The organism is Sphingobacterium sp. ML3W, assembly GCF_000747525.1.
Lineage (GTDB): Bacteria > Bacteroidota > Bacteroidia > Sphingobacteriales > Sphingobacteriaceae > Sphingobacterium.
In genome coordinates, this window is record NZ_CP009278.1 from 1,336,894 (window position 1) to 1,354,209 (window position 17,316).

Here is a 17,316-nt window from a genome sequence, read left to right on the forward strand (position 1 = left end):
AAAACATGAAAAAACGGGTATTTGCAGTAAAGCGAATACCCGTTTTTTAGTTTAATTCTTTTATTATTTAGATAGAAATTAAAGGGAATTTAATAGGTTGTTTTTTAACTTTTGTCAGTAAAATGATACATAAAATATTAACCATATGCTAGTTGTGAGACTTGGTGATAAAATATAATACTGTATGTTTGTAATACAAAACGGGGATTTCGAGGACTATTAATAGCATTTGAAAATCCAATAATTTGTGTTAAACTAATTTTTTATAATCGATTCATCTAAAATAAAACGGAATGCCTTTACAACGATTTTTTTATATGCTTTTTATTCTTTTGCTCATCAGCAGTTGCGCTAGTAAAAAAGCCCAACATCAGGAAACCTCATTTGATGAAGGTATCGGGCAGATTAAGCATCTGGTAGTTATTTATATGGAAAACCGTAGTTTTGATAATCTATATGGAGAGTTTAAAGGAGCGAACGGTATTAAAAATGCTAGAAAAGGCAATTTTGCACAGGTTGACGAGAATGGTAAACCATATCAGTATCTTCCTGAAATTCCTCGAAACAATTCCTTTCCGACCAATCTCCCCAACGCACTTTTTAATATAGATCAGTATGTTCCTTCAGACAAAGCAACACCTGATGTTACACATCGGTTTTTTCATAACAAGATGCAAATCAACGGTGGAAAGATGGACAAGTTTGCGTTATATAACGACACCAAAGGATTAGCGATGGGTTATTATAACACGAAAAAAATACCGTTATATCCGATTGCTCAAAAATACACACTGTGTGACAATTTTTTTCAAAGCGTATTTGGAGGTTCTTATTTTAACCATGTATATATGATAGCAGCTGCAGCGCCAGTTTGGCCGGATGCTCCAGAATCATTAATAGCGAAATTCGATGCTGATGGCAAGATGATAAAAGACGGTGCTGTTACTTCTGATGGTTATGTTGTCAACCATATTCTTTCACGAAATGCCCCTTATCCAGCAAAATCGGACACTTCCAAATTATTGCCATCCCAGACGATGCCGACTATTGGAGATCGTTTGAGCGAAAAAGATATCTCTTGGGCTTGGTATTCTGAGGGTTGGGATGATGCGGTGGCAGGAAGGAAAAATAATTTTGCTTATAACCATGAACCCTTCCTTTATTTTGCCAATTATGAAGAGGGAACAGCAGGTCGAAAACATATGAAGGATCAAAATGATTTCATAAAAGCAGCGAAAGAAGGTACTCTTCCCAGCGTTTCCTTTGTGAAACCAGGCGGTGGGAATGACGAACATCCAGGTGGTTCTGCAGTATATTCATCAGAAGAACTTGCCGTGAATCTGATCAACGCAGTTTTAGACGGTCCAAACGCAAAGGATGCATTGGTTATCTTAACCTATGATGAATTTGGTGGATTTTTTGACCATGTTGCGCCACCTGTTATCGATAGATGGGGGCCTGGGAGCCGTATTCCAGCAATTGTTATTGGGCCATTTGCCAAAAAAGGTGTAGTCGATCACACGCAATATGAGACCGTCAGCATTCTTTCTTTTATAGAGCATCGTTGGGGGATAGAACCACTTGCTGAACGAGATAAAAATGCAAATCCATTTAGGAATGCTTTGATATTTAACTAATCATTATTGGCCAGGAAGAGGAATATGTTATGTGTAAGAAGGCCGGAATAGTAGCGCTTCTGTTTATCGTAATCTTTATTGTAAGTTTTACTTCTATTAATTCGAAAGATACAGAACAATCACATGTCAGTTCACGTGAGCGAAAAATTCAAAACGAAGTTTTCAACCAACTTGTATCCTTCCATGATTATGTAAGAGATACGCTTTTGGTGGAGGTTGGCAAAAATCAGGTTGATGAACAAAATGTTCGGCAAGCATTTTTAAAGTCTAGATTGTTGTTCAAAAAATTTGAATGGGCATCAGAATATTTTTCTGCAGACTTGAGTAAGCGATTAAATGGCCCACCCGTAGAGGAGATTGAGAACGCTGATTTATTAGACCCTTCTTTAGCACGTGCTATTGATCCAATGGGCTTACAGGTGATTGAGGAGTTTATTTACCCAAATTACGATACATCAAGAAAAGAAGAGCTCATCAGTGAAGTTAGGCATTTAGTATCCAATACAGCATTTCTGATTTCTTATTTCCATGATCAGCAGCTAGCCGATTGGCGAATATTGGATGCAAGTAAGTTAGAGGTTTTTAGGATAATTGCTTTAGGTATCACTGGATTTGATAATGCACTTTCTTTGAACAGTATGCAAGAGTGTTCGGAATCCTTAAAAAGTCTTCGTGATATCCTTTCTCTTTATATCAATAAAAAGAGAAAAACTTCCTTACTACAAGATCTAGATGCCTCGATTGCTTATCTTTCACAGCACCCTGATTTTAACTCCTTCGACAGAGCTTTTTTTATTACACGCTTTGGAAATAAGGTCAGTACTGGGATAGCGCAACTGGAGCAGGATCTACCGGGGCGTAAAATTAAATACAATCGAATGCTTAGGCAGGAGGCAAGAACAATGTTTGATTCCGATGCATTCAATGTAGATGCATTTACTCCCGGTCCTGAATTTCATATGACAGATGCAAAAGTGGAGTTGGGAGAAAAGCTTTTTTATGATGTCGCATTATCGGGTACAGGTACGAGAAGCTGTGCTTCCTGTCATAATCCAGGTTTAGCATTTACAGACGGACTCGTTAAAAACACCAATATTCATAATCCATCGAAACTGTTGACAAGAAACACACCTACATTACTCAACGCAGCTTTACAATCAAATTACTTTTACGACATGAGAGCGTTAACGTTGGAGGATCAGGTGCGTGATGTAATCGGTAACAAACACGAGATGGATGGCGCGATGGAGGCGGTCATAAAATATGTTTCTGCAGATAGGTCATACCGATCTTTATTCGCAAAGACTTTTTCTACCACGTCAGAAAATGGAATCAGTTCGGATCAAGTAACCAATGCCCTAGCTTCTTATATCCGTAGTTTGACTACGCTGAACAGTCGGTTTGATGCTTATATGCGTGGTAATGATGATGCGTTATCAATACAGGAATTGAACGGTTTTAATTTATTTATGGGGAAAGCGAAATGCGCCACCTGTCATTTCGTTCCTTTGTTTAATGGTGCTACCCCTCCAAAATACGTTTCGAGCGAAACAGAAGTATTGGGTGTTCCAATCTCTTTGGCAGACTCCACGCTGGACGCTGATTTAGGCTATTATAGTGTGATTGGTATTGATTCCTATAAAAATGCATTTAAAATACCTACTGTTCGGAATGTCAAAAAAACAGCACCATATATGCACAATGGTGTTTATGAAACGTTAGACCAAGTAATGGAATTTTATAATAACGCGGGAGGGGTAGGGTTAGGAATGAATCTTTCGAATCAAACGCTTCCTCAAGAAAATCTGCAACTTACTGAAAAAGAAATAAAGGATGTTATTGCGTTTATGGAGAGTTTGGAAAGTACACATGTCGTGTTCTAACACCGGTAAGGTCTATTTTTTCATTCCTTTCATCAGCCATTTGATTCTAGTCTTTAATTTTCTATTTATTATTTCTTGTCCTATGGCAATTTAATTGTTGATAAGGATAGCGAGTTTAGGGCCATATTTAAATTACTGTACTTTAAATTCAAGATAAAACATGAATAGTATTCTTTTTTTAGGTTTAACACTTCTTTTTATATTGATTTTCTACTTTGCAAATGGACGGAATAAACAAGTCTTGCTTCTGAATATAGCTTGGGCATTAATGATAGGTTCATTGGCTTTTTTAGGTGTTTTTATTTCTAATCCAAAGTTATTTATCATTGGTTTGATTGGCACTATTCTTTTAAATGCCCTGCTACTTAGAAAAATAAAGGATACCCGATTAAACATCCAGCTCTTGTTGGTCATTCAGTCTTTAAGGGTGATTGTTGAGTTATTCCTATATGCGTTATACCTCGAAAAGATGATTCCTAAATTGATGACTTTTAAAGGGATGAATTTTGATATTTTAATAGGGTTTTCTAGTATCTTGTTCCTATTCGTTTACCTATTTCAGTATGATGTTTTAAAGAGTTGGGTATTTGGATTATGGAATTATCTTGGAATTTTATCTTTGATTGTCGTTGTTTCAATTGGTGTGCTATCTTCACCTGTGCCCATTCAGCAATTTGGTTTTGATCAACCAAATGTGGCGGTACTTGTTTATCCCTATGCCTTACTACCAACGATTATTGTTCCTATTGCTATACTTGCGCATGTGCTTTTGCTAATAATGTGGAGAGGCCAAAGAGGTGGTACTATATCAACTTCTAAAGGAAGAGTTTGAGGCTAAGTCTGATGATTGGTTAGCATTTTTGAATAACGAAAATAGCATGCTACCATTGCTATAGCATTTAGGGGAAATGAAGACTGGAGGCCTATCACGTTAAGATGATGAGCCTCCAGTTCATTTAAGGACTTATTTATTACAATAAAAATTCGTGTAATTTTGCCAGTGCAAGCTGATAGTTTTGCTGTGCTTCTACCGATTTTCTGTAATTTTCGTAATAGATATTCTGTTCTACGGTATACTCCAAAAGGGTGATTTCGCCAGCATCAAGTGCTTTTTTCAACAATCGGTTCGTACTGCTATTATCGATGGAACTACGGTATATTTCCATTGTTTTTTTATCGTTATTTGCTTTCTGATATAAGGATTGTAATTGCGTAAACGCTTGTGTTTGAAAATCCTTTAGTCTTTCCTCGGAAGCTATTTTTGCTAATCTAGCATGTTTTACCTTGTTCTTATTTTGCCATAACGGTATTGATACGCCTAAAGTAACCCCTTTAAAATCTTCGTCAATTATCTTTTCTCGGGCGAAACCAGCACTGATCGTTGGAAGATTAGCCGATTTCTGTACAGCAATATGCTGATCATCGACGATAATTTCTTGTTGAAGCGATTGCAATATCGGACTGCGTTTTATGACTTCAGCATACCAAGTTTCAAAATGGGTAGGTAATGCTTCTAAAGGATACTCGGTTTCCAGTATTGCTACTTCAACACCACCATTTTGTTGCTTTAAATCCCCTAATGTACGCTCTCGTTCGGTGTGGATCTGTGCAATCTGTCCTTGTATATTGGCTAAATTTACTTTAGATCGGTTGAACTCTATAATGGTAGCATCGCCAAGAGCGAGCTTTTTCTTATAGAGGGCGGAAATCTCTTGAGCATGTTGTTGTTGCGTTTCGAGTTGTGCGATTAAATTGTTGTAATAAATAACCGTAATGATGTTTTCCTTTGCCGTTTGTAGGATTTGGATCCGTTGGGTATCGTAATCCAACTCCACCAATTTGTTTTGGCTATTGGCAAGCGTTTTCCTTTTGCCAGTAAGCGTAGCGATATCAAATTCCTGTGTTATGCTCAGGTCTTGTTGCTTGCCCAAATCACTTGGTTTCCCCCAGAGGTAGCTGTATGCTACTTCTGGGTTATTCAGGTAAATGCCTGTCAAGTTCTGTACTTTGAGGGCATCGATTTGCGTATTTAAAGCACGCAAGCTTGTATTGTTTTGATCTATATCCTGTAGTATGCGCTCATAGACAGTTTGTGCAAATGAGGGTGAATAGCTCAGAGATAAGATGAATATGAAAACTAAATATTTCATGTCTTCCGAATTAATCTAATGTTATTGTATTTTTTTCTTTTTTGCCCATCATGGTGTACACAATCGGTACAATAAAAGCATTGAGCAGTGTAGAGGTTATCAATCCGCCAAGTAGTACCTGTGCCATGGGGCTTTGGATCTCATTACCGGGTAGACTTCCGCCCATTGCTAGCGGTATCAAGGCAAGTGCCGAGGTGAAAGCTGTCATGAGGATAGGAGCTAAACGGTCCGTCGAACCGTGAATGACACTGTCGATGACGCTCATACCTTGTTGTTGCAGATCATTGAATCGTGATACCAGTAGCATACCGTTCCGAGTAGCGATACCAAATAGCGATATAAATCCGATGATGGCAGGGATACTCAAATCATTACCTGTAAAGAATAGCGTCAAAATGCCGCCAATTAATGCTAAAGGAAGATTGACCAAAATTAAAAACGATTGTTTAGCACTCTTAAATTCATTATAAAGCAGCAAATAAATGACTGCAATGGAGAATATCGAAGTGAGAAGTAGAATACGCGAGGCAGCCTGTTCACTTTCAAATTGCCCACCATATTCAATACTATATCCTTCTGGTAAGGGTACATCTGTTTTGATTTTTTCTTGTATATCATTAACGACACCTCTTAAATCGCGTCCTTCAACATTGGCAGAGACGACAATCTTGCGGGACACATTTTCTCTATTGATGGTGTTAGGACCAGTAGAAGAAGTGATGTCCACGACATGCTCCAATGGGATTTTCTGGCCATTGGCATCTATCATCAGGTTTTTTATGGATTCCATATTGGTACGATGGTCCGGGTTCACTTTTACGGTCAGGTCATAAACCTGATTCCCTTCGTATACACTGGATACTTCCGTTCCTGCGAGTAGCACTTCGATTTGCTCTGAAAGTTGCGGCAGCGTAATGCCGTATTTGGCCAAAAGAGCACGCTTTGGTTTTATCTTCAACTGCGGTCTGTCGATCTGTTGTTCTACATTCAGATCGACAAGTCCATCAACGCCACCGATTGAGCCTTTAATCTTATTGGCAATTTCATAGAGTTGATGCAAATCTGACCCAAATATTTTTATCGCGATATTAGCTTGCGTCCCTGATAGCATGGCATCGATGCGGTGCGATATCGGTTGACCGATCTCCAGGCTAACTCCAGGGATAAGATTCAACTGTTCGCGAACATCAGCAACAAATTCTTCACGTGTCCGGTCCGAAAGCTCGTATGGAGCTTCAATCTCCGAAACATTCACCCCTAAAGCATGTTCGTCTAGTTCTGCACGCCCCGTCTTTCGTCCTGTTGTTTTTATTTCAGGAATAGACAACAATATTTTCTCCGCCAGATTACCGATTTTATCCGATTCTTCAAGAGATACACCCGGTAATGTATTGACATTGACGGTCAGAGAACCCTCGTTGAAAGAAGGAAGAAAACTTCTTCCAAGCGTAAAGAATAAACCCAACGATACCATAAAGATAACGACGGTCACGGCTATGATACTTTTTTTGTATTTCAAACTCCAGAGCAAACATTTTTCATATACTCTTTTTAGATGAAAAGTTACCCAAGGTTCTTTTTTCGAACTTTCAGATTTTGAGTTGAGTAAAAAGCTACACAATACGGGGGTAAGAGTCAGCGCCACAACTGTCGAGGCAGCAAGTGCGATGATAAAAGCTATACCCAATGGTGCCAACATACGTCCCTCCATCCCAGAAAGGAAAAATAAGGGTACAAAACTAGCAATGATAATGAGTGTCGAGTTTAAGATCGGCATGCGCACTTCTCGTGAAGCTTCGTAAATGACCTTCAGTAGAGGGGACTGCTGTTGAATAGGCAATAGCCTGTTTTCTCGAAGGCGTTTGAAGACATTTTCGACATCGACAATGGCATCATCCACAAGCGAGCCGATAGCAATAGCCATACCGCCCAGACTCATGGTGTTGATCGTAAGTCCCATTCCTTTAAGTGCCAGTATGGAAGCTACGAGCGATAGGGGAATGGTAACTAGAGAAATCAAGGTCGTACGTACATTCATCAAAAAGATGAATAGAATAATGACGACAAATATACCGCCTTCAATCAGCGCGCTATTGACATTATTTATCGAACTGTCGATAAAACGCGATTGACGGAAGATATCCGATGAGATTTGTATATCATCAGGTAGATTTCGCTTTAAATCTTCCAACGCCATATCTATTTTTTCGGTCAGTTCGATCGTACCTGTATTCGGTTGTTTCGTGACGGTGATCAATACCGCAGGTTTTCCCTTCACCGAGGCTAAACCTATTTTAGGCTCCTTGTTTCCGATACGTACTTCGGCAACTTGAGATAATAAAATAGGTGTATTGTTAATCGATTTGATGACCGAAAGACTGATTTCTTCTAAGTTATTGGTGGAGATAATCCCCTGAACCAAGTATTCGTTACCATATTCGTAAAGTACTCCACCCGTTGCGTTTTGATTCATTGACTTTACAGCATCCATTACTTCGGACATGGATACTTCATAATGTTTCATCTTTTCGGGATGGAGAAGAATTTGGTACTCTTTGATATCACCCCCCAATACGGCGACTTGTGCGACTCCACCCGTAGCTAATAGACGAGGACGTATTGTCCAATCGGCCAATGCTCTCAACTCTTGGAGCGAGGTACTGTCGGATTGAAGCCCAATGATCATGACCTCTCCCAATATAGAGGACTGTGGACCTAATGTGGGATTCTCCACATTATCTGGTAAGTCATTTTGAACAACCGTCAATTTTTCGGATACGATCTGTCTGGCCTTAAAAATATCGGTTCCCCATTCAAATTCTACCCACACTACGGAGAATCCTGTGGTAGAACTGGAGCGAACACGACGTACGTCTGTTGCACCATTAATGGCGGTTTCCACAGGGAAAGTAACCAATCGTTCAACCTCCTCTGGTACCATACCCTTAGCCTCAGTCATGATAACGACGGTTGGCGCATTTAAATCTGGGAAAACGTCGACCTCCATGTTTTTTGCAGTATATACACCCGCAATCATCAATAAGACAGACGCCACTAGCACAACTAATCTGTTGTTCAGTGAAAATTTAATTATTTTATCTAACATCTTGTTGATTCCTTAATTAATGTACATGACCTTCAGGAATCAACGATGCATTTGCTGCGATCTTGACCTGATAAACACCATTTGTTACGATTTCTTCGCCCTTGTTTAGCCCTGAAGTAATCAAAACACGTTCTCCATCACTATGACCTATTTTGACCTCCTGTCTGCTAAATACTTCTTTTCCTTTTTTTAGATATATAAAGTATACGCCCTGATCTTCGGTTAATGCAGATACTGGTACGGTGAGCGCCTGCGGAATAGGGTGTGCAATGAGCGATATATCGACATATGCACCCGGAAGAACGGTGCCCACATTATCAAATTCAAATAACATGGGTATGTAAAATGAATTTTTCTCGATGCCTTTACCATAGGAGACGAGTCGTCCATTGAGTTGTTCTAATTTCAGTGTTTTGTTATCGTAAGAAGTACGGAAATATGCGGTTTTGATGCTATGCATATCGCTGAAGTATTTTTCTGCTACATCTGCTCGAAGCTGCAGCTTTTTGTTTTTCGTAATCGTAGCAATTGGCTGTCCTACGGTTACGTAGTCACCGTCTTGGATCAATTTGTTTTTAACAAATCCGGCAATCGGTGCTTTCACAAGCACACCATTGCTGCTGCGGTTTGCAGATAATGCATTGAAGGTTGTTTTTGCATTCTCAAAGCGCAATTTAGCATCTTGATAATTTTTTTGTGAAATCAATTGATCTTCTATTAGGCTCTGTGCTCTTTCCCATTCATTTTTAGCACTTTCGTATTCGGCACTTGCTTTGTTGGTTGGGTCACCTTCAAGTAGGTTTTTAGAGGAAATGGCCAATAGATTTTCGCCCGATTTGATGGCACTACCTGCTGTAAAGTTTGACTTGCTAAAGGATACCACACCATTGGTGGTCGCCACTACGGTGACATCATCGCCAACTGCATTTTCGATCTGACCACTGGTACGGATGACACGGTGGAAATCACGTAATTCAATTACTTCTGTTTTTAATTGTGCTGTTTTTGCCTGTGCTTCTGTGAAAATGATTTCACCGTCGGAATGGCCTTCTTCACTACTATGGTCATGACCAGTGTGGTTATCCTTAGCGACTTTCTCTCCGTCGTCATGGCTGTGGTTATGTCCTTCATGATCGTGACCTTCGTGTCCTTCATGGCTATGGTCGTGTTCAGCATGGTCATGTCCATCCTGTTTAATACTTTGTTTTTCTGTTTTTTTTGCTTCTGTGCTTTGGCAAGACGACAGAACGAAGATAGTTCCAGCCATAAAAAGGCAGAAAGCATATAACTTAATACGCATTTTTGTATAGATATAGGAAGATACGCGACGCTCTATGAGGTCGATGTATCAAAAATAAAATCGATAATAAAGTGAATTAACAACCGCTATATGAGCACGTTGTTCGTTTTTGTTCGGATTGTTTAAGAATAAGCTGGGGGAGCTCGTAAACCCATGCTAAGGGAATACAATCTATAGTAAATTGGATATTGATAAGCATATAACCCCCCATTTTCTGTAGCGGAGAGATTGTCTTGCTGGTTATAATATTCCTGAAAAAAATAAGCTACGAAAAAATTCAGCTGCTTGTAAAAATCCCAATCAGATAATTTAAATTCAAGATCCTGATTGTTGTTTGTGGTTAGAAATTCCTTTTCAAGGACACAAGGTTCGGTTTCTTGTGAATCGCGATTTTCAGCTACGGAATCGATGCATTCTTCTACAGTAAAGCAAGTCGCAAGCCCATGGTGGTGATGGGGCATGATGATACTTAATAATAAGAGTATCGTCGCTATTGTTGTACTGAATAAGTGCCTTTTGAATTTCATAAATATTTCCAAACTTAGATAAATTTATCTTAATTACAGTTTTAATTGTGTCACATCAAGTAAATTTATTCGTTTGAGTCTTTTTATTTAGGACTCATGAATGCTATGCAATTACCGATTTCTCCTCTTCCATCAAGGAATGATTTTTACTGGAAATATAGGTAATTATTTACTGTTTTACGGTTTGGTCATATAGATGTTGCAAACTTATGATCATTGCGGTATGTGCCGCATGCTGGTTTATCCAAAAGTTACTGTAGGAAAAACTAAACATGTTTCCGCTTGTTAAAAGGAACGCTTCTAAATAGGAACGAGATTGTGTAAAGTCATTTCATTATCCCTAGTTTTGTATAGAATATTAATTAAATAGCTATGTCGAAGACGAAACTTACCATTAACAATAATGGATCGGTAAAAATAGAAGGCGATTTCGAAATCGTTGATAGAAATGGTGATGCATATGGTTTGCAGGGCAGAACAGTACTTTCAATCTGTCGTTGTGGATTATCTAAAAACAAACCTTTTTGTGATGGTGCCCATAATGGTCACTTTGAACATGAAGCGATTGCTTTTGACCTTCCTCCAAAGAAAGTATAAGCATGCTGTGTAATCTATTTTGATTACGAGTCATTATTATAAATATACGATACCCATCTGCACAATGTTAAGCGTTGCAGATGGGTGTTTTTTTTTCAAACCATGAGTTAGAGATTTTCTAAGATAGTTGGTTACCTTTTTGAAACTCTATTTTGATAGGTGATTAAGAGAATGCTGGAAAAGTATTGACCTTATCAAGTTAAATCCTGATTCGGAAATGCTTTCCTTTTAACAGTGGGTAAATACAGTAATAATAGAGGGTTTCTAGAGGGTTCATAGAGGTAAAACACTATAAAACCTCTATTATATCTCTATTGTAACTCACTAATTATTTAATTAATCTAGTAGCTGGTATCCTTCAGGTCCCTTTAAGATTAGAATTTAATGGAAGATGATCTGAAGAAATTATAGTGAGGCTGATTTCTTTAGTATGATTAATACTTTTGAGTAACACATTAAGAAAGGTATTTATTAACTTTAATCTTTATTCACATACAAACCAAATATTAAACCATATGTTAAAGAAAGTATTACTGTTATTTTCTATGCTGCTTGCTGTACTGGTACCACAGATTTCAAAGGCAGCTGCAAAGCTTGATTTTTACCAGATTAAAATCTATCACCTGAAGACTGCTGAGCAGGAGAGTCGAGTGGACCAGTTTTTAAAGGATGCTTATCTTCCGGCCTTGCACAGGGCGGGTATATCCAGTGTTGGTGTATTTAAGCCCATTGTTGACGACAATAAGACGGTTGAAGAGAAGCTGATCTATGTACTGATTCCGTTTACCTCACATGATGATTTTTTTAAGCTGGATGCAAAACTAAACAAAGATCAGAAATATCAGCAGAATGGTGCCGACTATCTAGATGCCAAACATAATGATCCTCCGTACAACAGATTGGAGACAATCCTGCTGAATGCATTTGAAAAGAACCCGAAGTTCGGTCTTCCGAATCTAAGTGCGGTAAAAAAGGATAGAGTTTATGAGCTGAGGAGTTATGAAGGTCCGACAGAGAACATCTCGGCCAATAAGATTGATATGTTTAATTCAGGTGATGAGGTTGGGTTGTTTAAGCGTTTGGGTTTTAATGCTGTATTTTATGGACAGGTGGTTGCAGGCAGTTCTATGCCGAACCTGATGTATATGACTACTTTTGAGAACCGTGCTGATCGTGACAAGCACTGGGATGCATTTGGAAAGGACGATTATTGGAAAAAGCTTTCTGCAATGCCCGAGTATCAGAATAATGTCTCTAAAGGGAATACCTGGTTTCTGTATCCAACCGATTATTCGGATATATAAGATACCCCGATAACGATTGCTGTGTAAGCCGTATTGTCACTGGCAGTGCGGCTTTTGCAATTGGGATAGGCTCAAAGTAGAATTTCATGCCTTAATTTCGTTGACTAAAGGTGCTATTCAAAAAAAATAAAGCCATTCACTTCGCTCATTTTTTTGTTGCTTATAGCTTTTGTTTAAGCAAGCTTACAAAATCTTATAAACAACAAAAGCCCAACTTTGCTTTGGGCTTTGTTTTTTGTTGGCGGAGAGCGAGGGATTATTCTATGAACCCTAAATGGGGGAGGCTTCATCAAAAAATAAAGCCATTTACTTCGCTCATTTTTTTGTTGCTTATAGCTTTTGTTTAAGCAAGCTTACAAAATCTTATAAACAACAAAAGCCCAACTTTGCTTTGGGCTTTGTTTTTTGTTGGCGGAGAGCGAGGGATTATTCTATGAACCCTAAATGGGGGAGGCTTCATCAAAAAATAAAGCCATTCACTTCGCTCATTTTTTTGTTGCTTATAGCTTTTGTTTAAGCAAGCTTACAAAATCTTATAAACAACAAAAGCCCAACTTTGCAGTTGGGCTTTATTTTTTGTTGGCGGAGAGCGAGGGATTCGAACCCCCGGACCTATGACAGTCAACAGTTTTCAAGACTGCCGCATTCGACCACTCTGCCAGCTCTCCGCGACAAAAGTACAAATTTTAACGGTGCTACCAAATTTATTTTAACATTTATGGCCTTTTTAATCCATTTTAAGCCGTATCTTATTGTTTTAAAGTCACTTTAATTTTGATTTTTTTCTTTAAATCTTTATCCCTAGTTTGCAAACATGGAGAAGGATTATACTTTATTACGATCATCGTTAATGGCAGCATGTAAATTGCATGTTGAAGATCGGATTGCGAATTTAGAACTGGCATTAAAATCAGCTCATGAGGCAAGTACTGATGATACGAAAAGTAGTGCGGGCGATAAATACGAAACAACTCGGGAAATGATGCAACAGGATATCGCGAGATGTCAAATGCAATTAGCAGAAGCTAAAAAAGATGAATCTATTTTGAATGGATTGTCGCAACCTAAGCCCTTAGGTTTTGTTCAGAATGGTAGTATTGTCAATACAAATTTGGGGGTTTATTTTATTGCGATTAGCATAGGGGTAGTGCCTATTGATAAGGAGAAAGTGTTTGTTATCTCAAATCTTTCACCAATCGGTAAATTGCTTCTAAAAAAGAAAATTGGGGAATCTTTTTCTTTTAATAATGTAGAACAGCATGTACTTGCTATAAATTAATCTGGAAATAAAACTATTTGCAGCTTTAATTGTTTTATCAAGGTGTCTATTTAATATTTAGGCTTTTGACAAAATAAAAACTGTGATTATGGAATTAAAAAGAGTATTTCCAATGTTAATGTTGGCGGGCACTTTAGTTGTTGCAATGCCCTCGTGTAAATCAAAAATTTCTGACGCTGATCTGAAGGCTAAGGTGGAAACAGTAATAAGCGGACATCAAGGTATTACAACTTCAGTTAAGGATGCGGTCGTAACGCTAGAAGGTTTTGCATCTTCAGAGTCCGAGAAATCACAAATTGAGACAGATGTTAAAACAGCTGATAAATCAATCAAGTCTGTGGTTAATAATATTATAGTTCAAGTAACTGCGCCAGCAGAAATTTCTGTTAATACAGTGGATGAATCCTTGGCAAAAGGTATCGTTGATGCAACAAAAGATTTTCCAACTGTAAAAGCTACTGTTAAAGATGGTGTAATATCGGTAACTGGAAGCATTGAAAAAGCTAAGTTAGTAACACTTAAACAAGCTTTAGATAATTTACATCCGAAGAGAGTGGATTTGAGTGCTGTTACTACTAATTAATCATTTCAAAATTGAATATTATGGCTTTAGAAGAAAAATATAAAGTATTATTAGATACTGCGAAATCATCAGGAATTAATGACTTGAATTTTGCTGAAAGAGATGGTGTTTTACAGATTAGAGGAACAGCGCCTACTGCAGAAGTGAAAAATAAATTGTGGGAAATATATGGCGATATAGATCCTAATTTTGCTACTGGAGATGTCGTAATGGATGTTGAAGTGGCAACTGAAGTCCCAGGCAGCCAAGTTAAGGTCATTACCGATAGCTCAAATTTGAATATTCGTAAAGGCCCGGGTACTGACCAACAAATTGTTGGAAAAGCCGCTAAAGACGAGATAATAACCCTTATTAGCAAGGCGAATGACCAATGGTGGCTTGTTCGCACAAAGGATAATGAAGAAGGATATTGTTATGCGCAGTATTTGCAGACTGTGTAAGTTAATTATATGTGTTTACAGAGCCTAAAATTTTTATTTTAGGCTTTGTTGTTTTTTAGGCTGTAGCGGAACCACCACAATTGTTGCTCCCTATAGAACTAATTTCAAAATCATTTGAAACATTGTTATCTTTGATTTTTTGAGCAATATCTTAATTATATTATGCGAAATCTTGTATTTGGATGTCTTTTAATTTTACTGTCTTTTAGTTCTTGTCAAACAAAACCGCCTACTTTCGGCGATATTTTGGCATCATCTTATGACCAAAAACTATTTAAAGATTTTGATAGTACAGCGTACTTTACTGCTGTACAAAGGGAATTAAAAAACGAAAAGATTCGTTTTTTTAATCCAAAATGGATGAGTGAAATCGCGGATTCAACTAAAGGATTTACTTGGATACATGGCCAATTGCTTACTGGTGGTACGGATACTTTGCTATATTATTTGAATAGGGCAGATGAACATGGTATTAGATCATCCATTTTTCATACAGAAGAAATTCAAAATGCACTGCATAAGTTGAAAAAGAACAATATAGCAGACTTGGATGAGGCTTATACCGTATTGGCAAAAATTGAATTGCTATCTTCTGATGCGTTAGTTGCTTACGTTAACATGCTGGAGAATGGTATTGTTAACCCCAAAAGGCTTTACGGAAGATACTTTGTTGAGCATAGTCGCTATTCTTTAAATAAAGCAAAACAATTATTGGATAGTAATCTCATTGTTTCGGAAGTAATCCATGAAGCTCAGCCAACGAACGCTTATTATAAGAAATTTCAACAACTATTAACCGAGGGAAATGTTCGTTCTGAGGACTATAATGATGTTTTGATGACGATGGAAAGATTGCGCTGGATGGGGCAGGACTTTCCTGAGAAATATGTGTTTGTCAATATTCCTGAAATGAAGCTACAGATGATTGATGACGGGGCCATGCAGCAGATCATGAATGTATGTGTAGGTGAAACGGAGAATAAAGCTTATGCTAAAACAGGTGAAAACCATGAAACACCGATCATGAGTGGTACATTGGACCGAATGCAGGTGAATCCTGTTTGGAATATACCGAGCAGTATTGTTAAAAAAGAGTTATTAAGAAGTGTTAGAGCCAACCCTAGTTATCTTGAAAGCCGAAATATGGTTGTTTATAATCTGAAGGGACAGCTTGTAGACCCATATAACGTCAACTGGCAAGCAGATTCTGTTGAAAATTTTAAGTTTAAACAAAATCCTGGTTTTGACAATTCATTGGGAAATATCAAATTTATCTTTGCTAATCCTTATGCGATTTATTTGCATGATACTCCTGCAAAACAGAAGTTTAAAGTTAGTAACCGTGCTTTAAGCCATGGCTGTGTTCGGGTTGAAGATCCTACTAGTTTGGCGTCTTTTTTGGTTAATAATGAAAAAGAGGCTTCTAAGATTGCGACTGAAATAAAAGATTCTGTAAACAACTCAAGATGGGTTAAAATGAAACAAGGGGTTCCGGTTTATTTATCTTATTATACCACTTGGTTGGACGGAGATAATAAAATTCAGCACTTCCCAGATATTTATGGTTATGATGAAAGGTTAAGAGTTGCGCTGAATAAATATGTAATTAAAGAGTAAAGCGATAAAATAAAATCCCCTTTACGTTTTGATATAAAGGGGATTTTATTTTATTCAGATTTGCTTTTAGTCGCTTTTTTAGTTTTCTTTTCAGCTCTTTTTTCTTTTAGCGTCTTTTCAGCTTTCTTTTTATCATTCTTTACCGCATTTTGTTCTTTAGCCATAACAGTTATGTTTAAGTGAATAATAATATTTCTTACTAAAGCTACTAATAATAAATAAGAATCTGTCTCTATTGACATGTTTTTAATTGTTTAGTAACCTTTTTGTATTTTACTGAAAATAAATAATATAAGTAATGATGTCTAAATGCAGGAGTTAAGATTAAACTTTTTTGCATTATAAACGTCTTAGTATTTTGAACTTTATAATTTCAACAGATGAAGAAACGATTTTTAAGTAAAGCCTTAACTTTATTTGAAGTATTTAAAACACATAAAATTACAGCAAGAGATCTCGAAAATGCTGAGGTAAAAGCTCAAAATTTAGATGCGCGAAAAGAAGATTTTCGACTTTTGATTGCCATGTGTAAAGACACATTTTCGGGGCGTTATAAAATGGATAAATGGAATTTATCGGTTATTGTGGCTACAATAGCCTATGTGGTGTCGCCTTTAGATGCTATACCGGACGTAATTCCGGTATTGGGATGGGTAGATGATATTACCATAATCGGATATGCTATAACAAAATTATCGGAAGAAATATCAAAATATAAGCTGTTTAAAAAGCAGGTTTTACCTGCAGAAAATTAATGTGTTAACTCGAAAATAGATAGCAAAAAAGCCCTTGTTGAAATCATTCAGCAAGGGCTTTTTTTTAACCGCTATTGTTGCGTTTTATTTTAGCATGTTTTAATATTTTATTTTAGCTTTTTAAAAAAGTTTCAATTT

The 17,316-nt window shown here is 37.5% G+C and carries 15 protein-coding genes and 1 tRNA gene; 10 read left to right on the forward strand and 6 right to left on the reverse strand.

Translation table 11 applies throughout. The features are described 5' to 3' along the window. Positions 1–293 precede the first annotated feature (293 nt). From KO02_RS05780 to KO02_RS22695, 3 genes are all read left to right on the forward strand, one after another. Positions 294–1,637 carry an alkaline phosphatase family protein gene (locus KO02_RS05780; RefSeq protein WP_038696627.1) on the forward strand — a complete coding sequence of 448 codons (1,344 nt, stop codon included), beginning with the start codon at positions 294–296 and terminating at the stop codon, positions 1,635–1,637. A gap of 29 nt (positions 1,638–1,666) precedes the next feature. Continuing rightward, positions 1,667–3,520, forward strand: coding sequence for a cytochrome-c peroxidase (locus KO02_RS05785; protein ID WP_038696629.1), 1,854 nt, complete (start codon positions 1,667–1,669; stop codon positions 3,518–3,520). Between the two features lie 160 nt (positions 3,521–3,680). Beyond that, a complete protein-coding gene (locus KO02_RS22695; protein ID WP_051959771.1) occupies positions 3,681–4,352 on the forward strand; it encodes a hypothetical protein in 672 nt (223 codons plus the stop codon). Between the two features lie 139 nt (positions 4,353–4,491). On the opposite strand, the gene KO02_RS05795 is transcribed toward KO02_RS22695, so the two are convergent. From KO02_RS05795 to KO02_RS05810, 4 genes are all read right to left on the reverse strand, one after another. Continuing rightward, positions 4,492–5,670 (reverse strand): TolC family protein, encoded by a 1,179-nt coding sequence (locus KO02_RS05795; RefSeq protein WP_038696631.1) that lies wholly within the window; start codon positions 5,668–5,670, stop codon positions 4,492–4,494. Between the two features lie 10 nt (positions 5,671–5,680). Then, positions 5,681–8,776, reverse strand: coding sequence for an efflux RND transporter permease subunit (locus KO02_RS05800; RefSeq protein ID WP_038696633.1), 3,096 nt, complete (start codon positions 8,774–8,776; stop codon positions 5,681–5,683). 16 nt (positions 8,777–8,792) lie between these two features. Then, the gene (locus tag KO02_RS05805; protein ID WP_081918311.1) at positions 8,793–10,076 is read right to left on the reverse strand and encodes an efflux RND transporter periplasmic adaptor subunit; all 1,284 of its coding nucleotides are present in this window, start codon (positions 10,074–10,076) and stop codon (positions 8,793–8,795) included. Positions 10,077–10,198: 122 nt separating this feature from the next. After that, positions 10,199–10,603 carry a hypothetical protein gene (locus tag KO02_RS05810; protein ID WP_038696635.1) on the reverse strand — a complete coding sequence of 135 codons (405 nt, stop codon included), beginning with the start codon at positions 10,601–10,603 and terminating at the stop codon, positions 10,199–10,201. 372 nt (positions 10,604–10,975) lie between these two features. Here KO02_RS05810 and KO02_RS05815 point away from each other — a divergent pair, with 372 nt between their 5' ends. Together KO02_RS05815 and KO02_RS05820 are read left to right on the forward strand one after the other, a co-directional pair. Then, positions 10,976–11,200, forward strand: a complete 225-nt coding sequence (locus KO02_RS05815) for a CDGSH iron-sulfur domain-containing protein (protein WP_038696638.1) — start codon at positions 10,976–10,978, stop codon at positions 11,198–11,200. 515 nt (positions 11,201–11,715) lie between these two features. Further along, the gene (locus tag KO02_RS05820) at positions 11,716–12,504 is read left to right on the forward strand and encodes an NIPSNAP family protein (protein ID WP_038696640.1); all 789 of its coding nucleotides are present in this window, start codon (positions 11,716–11,718) and stop codon (positions 12,502–12,504) included. Between the two features lie 580 nt (positions 12,505–13,084). Here the strand turns inward: KO02_RS05820 and KO02_RS05830 are convergent. Further along, positions 13,085–13,172 (reverse strand) — tRNA-Ser (locus KO02_RS05830). A 146-nt stretch (positions 13,173–13,318) separates the two neighbouring features. On the opposite strand from KO02_RS05830, the gene KO02_RS05835 reads away from it, so the two are divergent. The 4 genes from KO02_RS05835 (at position 13,319) to KO02_RS05850 (ending at position 16,423) form a co-directional block, all read left to right on the forward strand. Next, positions 13,319–13,783, forward strand: a complete 465-nt coding sequence (locus KO02_RS05835; protein ID WP_235212355.1) for a GreA/GreB family elongation factor — start codon at positions 13,319–13,321, stop codon at positions 13,781–13,783. Positions 13,784–13,871: 88 nt separating this feature from the next. Beyond that, the gene (locus tag KO02_RS05840) at positions 13,872–14,366 is read left to right on the forward strand and encodes a BON domain-containing protein (RefSeq protein ID WP_038696644.1); all 495 of its coding nucleotides are present in this window, start codon (positions 13,872–13,874) and stop codon (positions 14,364–14,366) included. A 20-nt stretch (positions 14,367–14,386) separates the two neighbouring features. Continuing rightward, entirely contained in the window at positions 14,387–14,806 is a 420-nt protein-coding gene (locus KO02_RS05845) for an SH3 domain-containing protein (protein ID WP_038696646.1), read from the forward strand. A 162-nt stretch (positions 14,807–14,968) separates the two neighbouring features. Beyond that, positions 14,969–16,423, forward strand: a complete 1,455-nt coding sequence (locus KO02_RS05850; protein WP_038696648.1) for a L,D-transpeptidase family protein — start codon at positions 14,969–14,971, stop codon at positions 16,421–16,423. 50 nt (positions 16,424–16,473) lie between these two features. Here KO02_RS05850 and KO02_RS05855 read toward each other — a convergent pair whose 3' ends face one another. Continuing rightward, positions 16,474–16,665: a hypothetical protein gene (locus KO02_RS05855; RefSeq protein ID WP_038696650.1), complete on the reverse strand. Its 192-nt coding sequence runs from the start codon at positions 16,663–16,665 to the stop codon at positions 16,474–16,476. A gap of 138 nt (positions 16,666–16,803) precedes the next feature. Between KO02_RS05855 and KO02_RS05860 the strand changes: the two genes are divergently transcribed. Continuing rightward, positions 16,804–17,178: a YkvA family protein gene (locus KO02_RS05860; RefSeq protein WP_051959773.1), complete on the forward strand. Its 375-nt coding sequence runs from the start codon at positions 16,804–16,806 to the stop codon at positions 17,176–17,178. The last annotated feature ends 138 nt before the right edge of the window (positions 17,179–17,316 follow it).